The organism is Marinisporobacter balticus (assembly GCF_004345705.1).
In the GTDB taxonomy this organism is placed as follows: Bacteria; Bacillota; Clostridia; order Peptostreptococcales; family Thermotaleaceae; genus Marinisporobacter; species Marinisporobacter balticus.
Genome location: NZ_SLWV01000029.1, coordinates 36,076 through 47,306, shown reverse-complemented (window position 1 = coordinate 47,306; position 11,231 = coordinate 36,076). Strand labels below are relative to the sequence as shown.

At 34.4% G+C, this 11,231-nt stretch carries 7 protein-coding genes; all 7 read left to right on the top strand.

The features are described from left to right. Window positions 1-557: 557 nt before the first annotated feature. Window positions 558-2,744 carry a DNA helicase PcrA gene (gene pcrA / locus EV214_RS15500; RefSeq protein ID WP_132247361.1) on the top strand — a complete coding sequence of 729 codons (2,187 nt, stop codon included), beginning with the start codon at window positions 558-560 and terminating at the stop codon, window positions 2,742-2,744. 81 nt (window positions 2,745-2,825) lie between these two features. Further along, window positions 2,826-4,826: an NAD-dependent DNA ligase LigA gene (ligA, locus tag EV214_RS15495; protein ID WP_207669710.1), complete on the top strand. Its 2,001-nt coding sequence runs from the start codon at window positions 2,826-2,828 to the stop codon at window positions 4,824-4,826. A gap of 270 nt (window positions 4,827-5,096) precedes the next feature. Beyond that, complete coding sequence (locus tag EV214_RS15490; RefSeq protein WP_334295691.1) at window positions 5,097-6,026, top strand: ABC transporter permease; 930 nt, start codon at window positions 5,097-5,099, stop codon at window positions 6,024-6,026. 15 nt (window positions 6,027-6,041) lie between these two features. Continuing rightward, window positions 6,042-6,965 (top strand): ABC transporter permease, encoded by a 924-nt coding sequence (locus EV214_RS15485; protein ID WP_330571325.1) that lies wholly within the window; start codon window positions 6,042-6,044, stop codon window positions 6,963-6,965. A 16-nt stretch (window positions 6,966-6,981) separates the two neighbouring features. Next, window positions 6,982-8,007 (top strand): ABC transporter ATP-binding protein, encoded by a 1,026-nt coding sequence (locus EV214_RS15480; protein ID WP_132247357.1) that lies wholly within the window; start codon window positions 6,982-6,984, stop codon window positions 8,005-8,007. Next, window positions 8,004-9,008: an ABC transporter ATP-binding protein gene (locus EV214_RS15475; protein ID WP_132247355.1), complete on the top strand. Its 1,005-nt coding sequence runs from the start codon at window positions 8,004-8,006 to the stop codon at window positions 9,006-9,008. Before EV214_RS15480 ends, EV214_RS15475 begins: the two co-directional genes overlap by 4 nt. A 103-nt stretch (window positions 9,009-9,111) precedes the next feature. Continuing rightward, the gene (locus EV214_RS15470) at window positions 9,112-10,770 is read left to right on the top strand and encodes a peptide ABC transporter substrate-binding protein (RefSeq protein WP_207669709.1); all 1,659 of its coding nucleotides are present in this window, start codon (window positions 9,112-9,114) and stop codon (window positions 10,768-10,770) included. Window positions 10,771-11,231 lie beyond the last annotated feature (461 nt).

Sequence of the window (11,231 nt, the reverse complement as noted above, 5' to 3'; positions counted from 1 at the left end):
AATAGAAAGTAAATTGATTTTTAAAGTCATCTTCAATGGCTTGTTTGCTATGCCCATAAACTTATTGGACTGTTATCTTGATATATTTCAGACTTTCCCCTCTAAGAATGGTGATCGCTATTGGAATCGTTTCAGACTCTAAAATAAGTATTTTTATAGCATTAGCTATAGCGATTCACAATATTCCAGAAGGCATATGCCCCTCAGCGCTATATTATCATTGTACAAAAAACAGAATCAAATCTTTTTTTGGTTTCTTTAATGACGGTGTTACTAATTTTAATAGGATTTATATTTGCAAAACTACAAATCATAGTACTATCTTTTCATTAATCACAGGAATATTTTTAAAATTATATAATACTTTTCGTTAAACGCTAGATTGTGTTTGTTTCATACAATCTAGCGTTTCTGTATGAAACGAATGTTCCCTTCCCCTACTGAAACAACGGAAAATATGATATACTATTTTTTATCGAAGTTCTTTAAATGATAATAAAAAAGCTACATATAGACGGTCAAATTTGAAAAAATGTGCAAAAGAAAGGAGCAAACTTATGGATTTATCCATGTTAAATTCTCCTCAAAGGGAGGCAGTTTTAAAAACAGAAGGGCCACTTCTTCTATTAGCAGGTGCAGGATCGGGAAAAACGAGGGTTTTGACCCATAGGATAGCTTATTTGGTAGACAAACTAGGGGTTTATCCAGGAAGTATTTTAGCTATTACCTTTACAAATAAGGCTGCAAAAGAGATGCGATATAGGGTAGAAGATTTATTAGGAAGACGTACAGATATATGGGTGAGTACCTTTCACTCTTCCTGTGTAAAAATATTGAGACGTGATATTGAAAAAATAGGATATACCAGTGACTTTGTTATATATGATAGTACGGATCAAAAGGTCGTTTTAAAGGAATGCTATAAAAAATTAGATATTAATGATAAAAACTATCCACTACCTATGGTACAACATAGAATTAGTGAGGCAAAGGATAAAATGTTTACCCCAAAGAAATTCATAAAAGAATATGCTGGGGATTTTCAGATGGAGAAAATCGGAGAAATTTATGCATGGTATCAGAAAAAACTGAAGAAAAACAACGCACTAGATTTTGATGATTTGATTTTTAAGACAGTAGAATTATTTGAAAATGATAAAGAGGTACTTTCTTATTATCAAAATAAATTCAAGTATATCATGGTGGATGAGTATCAAGATACAAACCAACTTCAGTATAAATTGATCAATATGCTTGCAGGTAAACACGGAAATCTATGTGTTGTTGGCGATGATGATCAGTCCATTTACAGTTGGAGGGGGGCAGATATAAGAAATATTTTAAACTTTGAAGATGATTTTAAAAATACTACTGTAATTAAATTAGAACAAAATTATCGTTCAACCCAAAATATATTAGATGCTGCGAATTGTGTCATACAAAACAATAGAGGAAGAAAGCGTAAAAAATTATGGACTTCACAAGATGCTGGAAATCAGTTGAGATACTATAAGGCAACCAATGAGCATGATGAAGCGCAGTTTATCGTAAAGCAAATGATGGATATGGTAAATACGGATGGAAGAAATTATTCGGAATTTGCAGTACTGTATAGAACAAATGCCCAGTCCCGTGTAGTGGAAGATATGCTTATGAAATCAAGCATTCCTTATCGTATTTATGGAGGGCTAAAGTTTTATGATCGAAAAGAGGTTAAAGACATTATTGCCTATCTTCGTTTGATTCAAAATCCTGTAGATGATGTAAGTTTAAAAAGAGTGATCAATGTCCCCAAACGAGGAATCGGAAATCGGACCATCGAGAAATTAGAAGAAGCTGCAAATGAAACGGGAGAAAGTCTATTTAGTGTATTATTAGAGGATGAATTGATACAAGGGTTTTCAAAAAGAGTCATATCAGGAATTAAAAAATTTGTATTAATCATTAGTAAGTATGGCTTAGAAAAGGAAAGTATTGGCGTAACAGAACTGATCAAAATGGTACTAGAAGAATCAGGATGCATGGATGAACTTAAGCAAGAAGATACAGTAGAAGCACAGTCAAGAATAGAAAACTTACAAGAATTTTTATCTGTTGCTATGGATTTTGAAAAAAATAGTGAAATCAAGACATTAGAAGAATTTTTATCAAATATTTCACTGGTTTCAGATTTAGATAAAATGGATGATGAAGAAAATGCTGTGGTACTGATGACGCTTCATAGTGCAAAAGGACTAGAGTTTCCAGTAGTATTCCTTGGAGGAATGGAAGAAGGGATTTTCCCTATATCAAGAGCTTTAAATGATGATAAAGACCTTGAAGAGGAAAGAAGACTTTGTTATGTTGGAATTACGAGAGCAGAAGAAATATTATTCTTAAGTCATGCACGGATGCGAACATTATATGGAAAAACTAACTATAATCCTATATCCAGATTTATTGATGAAATTGAAGAACAACTGATTGATCGAGATAAAGAAGAAATCATGAAAAAAGATAGACAGAGCTTAGCGCCAGCAGCAGGAATCTATAGAGGTGCAAGCCTAAAAGATACCCCTAAAGCCACTCCGGGTACAGCATCAAAGGAAATAAAGGCTGGGAGTAAAGTGATGCATGATAAATTTGGAATAGGTACGATTATATCTGTAAAACAAAAAGGAAAAGATACAGAATTGACCATAGCTTTTGACAATGCTGGAATTAAGAAATTAGTCATGGAGTATGCGCCTATTACGATAATCTAGATGTAAAAGTTAGGATATAAAAAATACTTAAAAATTGTATAATGCAATTTTTAAGTAACGGCTAACGAAGGGAGGATCTTTGTGAATCAAGAAAATGCACATCAAAAAGTGGATAAATTAATTAAAATGTTAAATGAACATAATTATAAATATTATGTATTAGATAATCCAGAAATTACAGATTATGAATATGATAGGATGTTGAATGAATTAATAGCATTAGAAAAACAATTCCCAGAACTTATGAGTGAGGATTCCCCAACCCAAAGAGTTGGTGGAGAACCATTATCAGTATTTCAACAAGTACAGCATAGTGTTCCAATGCTTAGTTTAAGTAATTCTTATAATAAAGAGGATTTATTTGATTTTGATAGAAGTATTCAAAAAACTATTCATGGAAAGATTGAATACGTTTTAGAACCTAAAATAGATGGATTGTCTGTAAGCTTGAAGTATGAGAAAGGTAAATTTGTTCAAGGGGCTACTCGTGGAGATGGTATCGTTGGAGAAGACATCACTAAGAATTTGCGTACAGTAAAGACGATTCCGTTGAAACTTAGGGAAGCTATAGATATTGAAGTAAGGGGAGAAGTCTATATCCCCCGGAAAAAGTTTTTGAAGCTCAATGAAAGACAAGAGGAAAATGGAGAGATGATTTTTGCAAATCCTAGAAATGCAGCAGCTGGATCTTTAAGACAGCTTGATCCTAAAATTGCAGCTCAAAGAAATCTGGATATATTTGTTTTTAATATCCAAAAAATTGAAAATAAGACTTTAGATAAGCATACAGAAGGCTTTGAATATCTGAAAAGATTAGGGTTTAAAACTTCTATGTATGAAGTTCATAATAGTATAGAAGAAGTTACCAAGCAGTGTGAAAAATGGTCAGAAAAAAGAAGTAGCCTAGATTTTGAAATAGATGGGCTTGTTATTAAAATAAATGATTTATCTCAAAGAGAAGAACTTGGCACAAGATCGAAGAGCCCAAGATGGGCTATTGCGTATAAGTTTCCAGCAGAGCAACAAAAAACGGTTGTTAAAGATATTGTTGTTCAAGTAGGAAGAACAGGTGCATTAACACCAACAGCAGAACTTGAATCAGTAAAAGTAGCAGGTTCTGTGATTAGTCGTGCAACGCTTCATAATGAAGATTATATTAGCGAGAAGGATATTCGCATTGGAGATACGGTAATTATAGAGAAAGCAGGAGATGTTATACCAGCAGTGGTACGTGTGTTATTGGAGGAACGAACAGGAGAAGAAAAAATATTTAAAATGCCGAGTATTTGTCCTATTTGTAAAGAAGAAACTGTTCGTTTAGAAGGAGAAGCAGTCACAAGATGTATGAATGCTGCTTGTCCTGCCCAATTAAGAAGAGGATTGATTCATTTTGTATCTAGAGATGCGATGAATATTGATGGCCTTGGAGAGTCGATTGTTACATTACTTTTGGGGAACAATTTAATAGAGGATGCTGCAGATTTATATTATTTAAAAAGAGAAGATCTTCTTCCGTTAGAGCGAATGGGAAAAAAATCTGCGCAAAATTTGATAGAAGCGATTGAAAAATCTAAAAAGAATGATTTAGAGCGCGTGATTTTTGGGTTAGGGATTAAATTGGTAGGGGCAAGAGCAGCTAAGCTTTTAACAGATGTTTTTGGAAGTGTGGACGCTTTGATGAAGGCATGTGATGAAGAAATAACCGTCATTCCTGAGATTGGACATAAAATGGCACAGAGCGTTGTGGCATTTTTCAAAGAAGAAAGAAACCTTGAGATGATAGAGAAGTTAAGAAATGCTGGGGTAAATATGAAATCGCTTAAGACTAATGATGAAAATACTGAAAATATAGAAAAAAAATTTGAAGGACTAACATTTGTATTGACAGGAACATTAGAGAAATATAATAGAAGTGAAGCAAAAAAAATAATAGAAGATTTAGGTGGCAGGGTTTCAGGAAGTGTAAGCAAAAAAACAAGTTATGTATTGGCAGGGGCTGAAGCTGGATCTAAATTAGACAAAGCAAATCAGTTGGGCATTAAGGTCATCAGCGAAGAAGATTTTGGAAAGCTGATTATATAAATATTTTATAAATGATGTTATAGAACTAGTATGCTACTAGTTCTATATTTTTTTTGAGAATGAAGGATGGGATGAAAACCTGTCCTTATTTTTTGTGTATATTTTTTAATATATAATATTTGGTTATATTAGAAAATTATGATTATTAAAAAACGATTTGTATTTTGTTGAGTGAAGTTTATAAGATCTAAAAATAGTTATCATGAATAGGACAAGAAGGCATAGACTATATAAAGGTAATAAACAAGTGTAAATAGATTGTAAAGGAGCGTGATAATTTTGGGAAGATTTATTGTAAATAGAGTATTTTCTATGGGCATTACCTTGTTATTGGTCATTACCATTACTTTTGCTTTAATGCATGCTATACCAGGTGGACCTTTTACAAGAGAAAAGGCATTGCCTCCTGCTGTTATGAAGGCTTTAGAAGCTAAGTTTAATTTGGATCAGCCTTTGTGGAGACAATATGTAGATTATTTAGGTGGTGTCATAAAAGGGGATTTAGGACCTTCCTTTCAGCGTACAGGTGTAACCGTAAATAAATTGATAGAAGAAGGATTCCCTATTTCTGCAAAAATTGGTGGATTGTCCGTGTTACTTGTTCTTATTTTAGGGGTTCCAATAGGAATTATCTCAGCATTGAAACAAAATAAATGGCAGGATCAATTGGCTATGTTTTTAGCAACTTTAGGGGTAACGATACCAAGCTTTGTACTAGGAACGTTAATTATTTATATATTTAGTGCCAAACTTGGGTGGCTTCCTTCTTACGGATTAAAAAGCTGGAAACATTATATTGGTCCAGTAATTGCTTTGGGTGGATTTTCTCTTTCCTTTGTGGCAAGACTTACCCGGTCTAGTATGCTTGAAGTATTACAGCAGGATTATATTCGAACAGCACGGGCAAAAGGGTTATCCGAATTTGTGGTAGTGGGAAAACATGCATTGAAAAATGCATTAATTCCTGTTGTAACTTATGTAGGGCCCCTTGTGGCAGCAATTTTAACAGGATCATTTGTGGTAGAGAAAATATTTGCTATTCCTGGAATGGGAAAACATTTTGTAGAAAGTGTAGGGAATCGGGATTATACAGTACTCATGGGGATCACTATATTTTATGCTATTTTTTTAGTTGTTATGGTATTACTTGTAGATATTACCTATGGATTGATTGACCCAAGGATCAAAATGGATGAGTAGGAAGGAGATGAAGAGATGAAGATGCGTCGTATTTCACATGAAATGTGGCAACCAATAAGTAGTGAAGAACGTGAAAAAGAAAAAATAGACCGTCCGAGTATGACCTATTGGCAAGATGCTTGGAGAAGACTTAAGAGAAATAAATTGGCTATGTTAGGACTTATGATGATTATTTTGATCTTTGCATTGGCTATTGTGGGTCCTTGGTTTTCTGCATATAGCTATTCTGATCAAAATCTTTTAAGAGGGAATGAAGGTCCTAGTGAAGACCATTTATTTGGTACAGATGCACATGGGAGAGATTTGTATGTAAGGGTATTGTATGGTGCACGTATTTCATTAGTTGTTGCTGTAGTTGCAACGATTGTTAACTTTTTTATAGGGATTCTTTATGGAGGCATTTCAGGATATATGGGTGGACGGGTAGACAATATTATGATGCGGATTGTAGATATTATTTCCACCATTCCTTTAGTTTTATATGCAATTATTTTAATGGTGGTAATAGGATCTGGTCTTAAAAGTATCATTATTACCCTTGGAACAATCTATTGGGTCAAAATGGCAAGGATTGTACGGGGCCAAATACTGAGCCTAAAAGAGCAAGAATATGTATTGGCAGCGAAAACTTTAGGGGCGAGTATAGGGAGAATATTGTTTAGACACTTAATTCCAAATGCGATGGGTTCTATTATTGTTACAATGACCATGATGATTCCTAGTGCTATATTTACAGAATCTTTTTTAAGCTTTATAGGACTTGGGGTTTCAGCACCGATGTCTTCGTGGGGTTCTCTCGCAAGTGATGCATTAGGAGGGCTTCGATCTTATCCGTATCAGTTATTTTTTCCATCAGCAGCGATATGTATTACCATGTTGGCATTCAATTTCTTAGGGGATGGTTTAAGAGATGCCCTAGATCCAAGACTTCGTAAGTAGAAAAGAGGTGGATAATATGAGAAGCGAAAGATTATTAGAAGTGAAAAATCTTAGAACATCTTTCTTTACCCATGTAGGGGAAGTTAGAGCCATAAGAGGGGTAAGTTTTTACTTAGATAAAGGAGAAGCCATTGGTATTGTTGGAGAATCTGGAAGTGGAAAAAGTGTTACATCCATGTCTGTTATGAAGTTGCTTCAGTATCCTGGAAGGATTGTAGGTGGAGAGATTACGTTTAATGGAAAAGATATTACAAATATGCCTGAAAAAGAGATGCAAAGTATTCGTGGCAATGAAATAGCGATGATATTCCAAGATCCTATGACTTCTTTAAATCCTGTATATACAATTGGCAATCAAATCATGGAAGCCATTCGAAGACATCAAGGATTAAGCAAAAGAAAAGCAAGAGAGAAGGCAATAGAAATATTGAAATTGGTGGGTATTCCTTCACCTGAAAAGCGTGTAGACAATTATCCTCATGAATTTAGTGGTGGAATGAGACAAAGAGCAATGATTGCCATGGCCCTTTCTTGTGAACCAAATTTGCTTATAGCAGATGAACCAACAACTGCATTAGATGTTACCATACAAGCACAGATTTTAGAACTGATGAAAAATTTGAAGGAAAAAATTAATACATCTATTATTTTGATTACGCATGATTTAGGGGTTGTAGCAGATGTGTGTAGTAGGATTCTCGTTATGTATGGTGGGCTTATTATGGAAGAAGGAAAAACGGAAGAAATATTTTATAATCCAAAACATCCTTATACCATGGGGTTATTAAAATCAATTCCAAGACTAGATTTGGGAGAAAATAAGCGATTAGTACCCATAGAAGGATCACCACCAGATTTATTAAAGCCGCCAAAGGCATGTCCATTTGCTACGAGATGCCCTTACACAATGAAAGTTTGTGAAGAAATGATGCCGCCTTATTTTGAGGCGGAGAAAAATCATCGGTCTCAATGTTGGCTACTCCATGAAGATGCTCCTAAAATCCAAGTGGATACTGGCGTAAAGAGGGGGAGTATATCATGAGTAATACAAATGTACATCTTTCTAAAAAAGATAAGAATATATGTATAGAAGTGAAAAATCTAAAGAAATACTTTCTAATAAAAAAGGGGTTTTTCGAAAAAAAAATACAATGTGTAAAAGCAGTAGATGATGTAAGTTTTTATATTAAAAAGGGCGAGACATTAGGACTAGTAGGGGAATCTGGATGTGGAAAATCCACTACAGGAAGAACACTTATTCGTTTATATGAACCTACAGGTGGAGAAATCATCTTTGATGGCGTAGAAATAGGGAAAATGCCTGAAAAAGAAATACATCCATTTCGAAAGAAAATGCAGATGATTTTTCAAGACCCTTATGCATCTTTAAATACACGTATGACAGTAGGGGATATTATTGGAGAAGCTTTAGATATCCATAAAATTGCAGGGGGGAAAGAAAGAATAGAGATCATTCATGATTTGCTAGCGAAAGTGGGATTAAATCCTGATCATGCAATAAGATACCCCCATGAATTTAGTGGAGGACAAAGACAGCGGATAGGGATTGCACGTGCGCTAGCAGTGAAGCCTGAGTTTATTATATGCGATGAACCTATATCTGCATTAGATGTTTCTATACAAGCACAAGTTGTAAATATGTTAGGGGATTTACAAAAAGAACTGGGACTTACTTATTTATTTATTGCCCATGATTTATCTATGGTCCGTTATATATCTGATCGGGTTGGGGTAATGTATCTTGGGAAATTAGTAGAGATTGCAGATCGTGATGAAATATTTAAAAATCCTGCTCACCCTTATACAAAAGCACTCTTATCAGCTATACCTATTCCAGATCCAGAGATATTAAAAACAAGACAAAGCATTTTACTAGAAGGGGATGTGCCAAGTCCGATCAATCCACCTTTGGGATGTAGGTTTTGTAGCAGATGTAAATATGCAATGAAAAAATGTAGCGAGGTTGAACCTGAAATGAAAAACTTAGGGAAAGGGCATACAGCAGCTTGTCATTTGCTGTAGTTCTTATATTTATGTTACATGAAGGTTTTTAAATTATAGATATACAAATGGAGGTGATAAAAAAATTCATTCTAAGATTAAAATAAAAATAGGGGGGATAAAATTGGTAAGAAGAAGTTTGACGTTGATTTTGGTAATGATGTTAATGATTACCACAGTTACAGGATGTGGAGGCAATAATCAAACAGAGCCACAAGAAAATCAAAGTGAACAAGCAACACGCGAAGAAACGAAAGAAGGATCTGTATTAATATGGAATTTAAGGACAGAGCCTAAGACAATAGATCCACAGTTAAACAGTGCTGCTGATGGTGGGCATGTGATCAATAATACTTTTGAAGGGTTAATGAGAGAAATTGATGGAAAACTACAGCCAGCTATAGCAGAAAGCTGTGATGTATCTGAAGATGGACTCACTTACACCTTCCATTTAAGAGATGCAAAATGGTCAGATGGAAAGCCTGTGACAGCACAAGATTTTGAATATGCTTGGAAAAGAGCATTAGATCCTAATTTGGTTCCAGAGCCTGCTGAATATGCATTCCAATTATTCTACATAAAGGGCGCACAGGATGCTTATGAAGGAAAAGGAGCGCTTGAAGATGTAGCAATCACTGCAAAAGATGATAAGACCTTAGAGGTTACACTCAATGCACCAACACCCTACTTTCTTGCTTTAACAGGATTTTATACGTATATGCCTGTAAGAGCTGACGTAGTAGAAAAAGATCCAGAAAACTGGGCTAGAAATCCTGAAAAAGCTATTTCAAATGGGCCGTTTAAAGTAACAGCGTATGCTATGGGAGATAGAATTGTTCTTGAGAGAAATGAAAACTACTGGAATGCAGATAAAGTGAAAATTGATAAAATAGAAGCACTTATGATTGTAGAAGAATCAACTGCGCTAACAGCTTATGAAGCGGATGAATTAGATGTGATTGATCAGCTTCCAGTGCAAGAAATACCAAGACTTAAAGCAGAAGATCCAACTTTTGCAATATGGCCACAAGTTGGAACCTATTATTACATATTCAATGTAAATAAAAAACCTGTAGATGATATAAGAGTGAGAAGAGCATTGACTTTGGCAATCGATAGAAAGGCTATCTGCGAAAAAATTGCAAAGGGTGGGCAATTACCTGCTACAGGATTTACACCACCGGGATTATTAGATGCAGATGGAAATGAATTTCAAAAGGTTGCTGGAGATTATTATATAGATCCAAATGGTGCAAAAATAGAAGAAGCGAAGAAATTATTAGCAGAAGCTGGATACCCTGATGGAAAGGGTTTTCCAGAGATTACAGTAATCTATAATACACAAGAAGCGAACAAAGCAATTGCGGAAGCTGTTCAAGAAATGTGGAAGCAAAATCTTGGGATTCATGTAAAACTTCAAAATCAAGAATGGGCAGTATGTCAAGATGCAAGACATCATGGAAATTTTACAATTGCAAGAGCTGGGTGGTTAGGAGACTATGCAGACCCTATGACTATGCTTGATTTGTGGTTATCCTATTCAGGAAATAATGACTGTCAGTGGAATAACAAAGAGTATGATGAGTTTATTGAAGGTTCAAAATTGTTGACAGGAAAAGAAAGATTCGGATTATTATATAAAGCACAAGATGTAATGATGGAGACAAATATTGTTATGCCTATTTATTACTACACAAGACCGCTAATGGTAAAAGAAAGAGTGAAAGACTGGCAAAGAACAAAGATGGGTCATTGGTTCTTTGGGCAGGCATCGATAGAATAATCATAGAAAAAAGATGGTATAAATTATCATCTTTTTTCTATTTTAAATCAAAATTTTGAGTAAATCGTATCAAAGCAAGTTTGTATAAAAGAGTTTTTCGAAATAATAGGGTGATATAGAAAGTTTAAATGTTGTTATATAGTGTATTGATAGGTCGTTGCATATGTGTTGATTGTTTTTTAGGCACAAAATATAAACATTCAGCACGGGGAGTTGAAGATAAAGCAGTTACATGCGTAAGTCTGCATTTTCCATCAAGTTCAAAGAAACAGGGTAGAACGCAGTTAATGTTAGTCATCCGATACATCGCCTCCTATGTATATTATTTGAAAATCAAATAAAATTCATGTCTTGAAAAAAATGTATATATGAATAAAGAAAAGTAATTTCTAAGTATAGAATAATTTAAAAGGTCACAGTATATAAATAAATATTTATTTACTGAAAAGAAAATATTTGAA

What these genes read in the sequence shown, in the direction of transcription:
- EV214_RS15480 (WP_132247357.1), top strand. Translation starts at nt 6,982, where the DNA reads ATGAGAAGCGAAAGATTATTAGAAGTGAAAAATCTTAGAACATCTTTC.
- pcrA (WP_132247361.1), top strand. Translation starts at nt 558, where the DNA reads ATGGATTTATCCATGTTAAATTCTCCTCAAAGGGAGGCAGTTTTAAAA.
- EV214_RS15475 (WP_132247355.1), top strand. Translation starts at nt 8,004, where the DNA reads ATGAGTAATACAAATGTACATCTTTCTAAAAAAGATAAGAATATATGT.
- EV214_RS15485 (WP_330571325.1), top strand. Translation starts at nt 6,042, where the DNA reads ATGAAGATGCGTCGTATTTCACATGAAATGTGGCAACCAATAAGTAGT.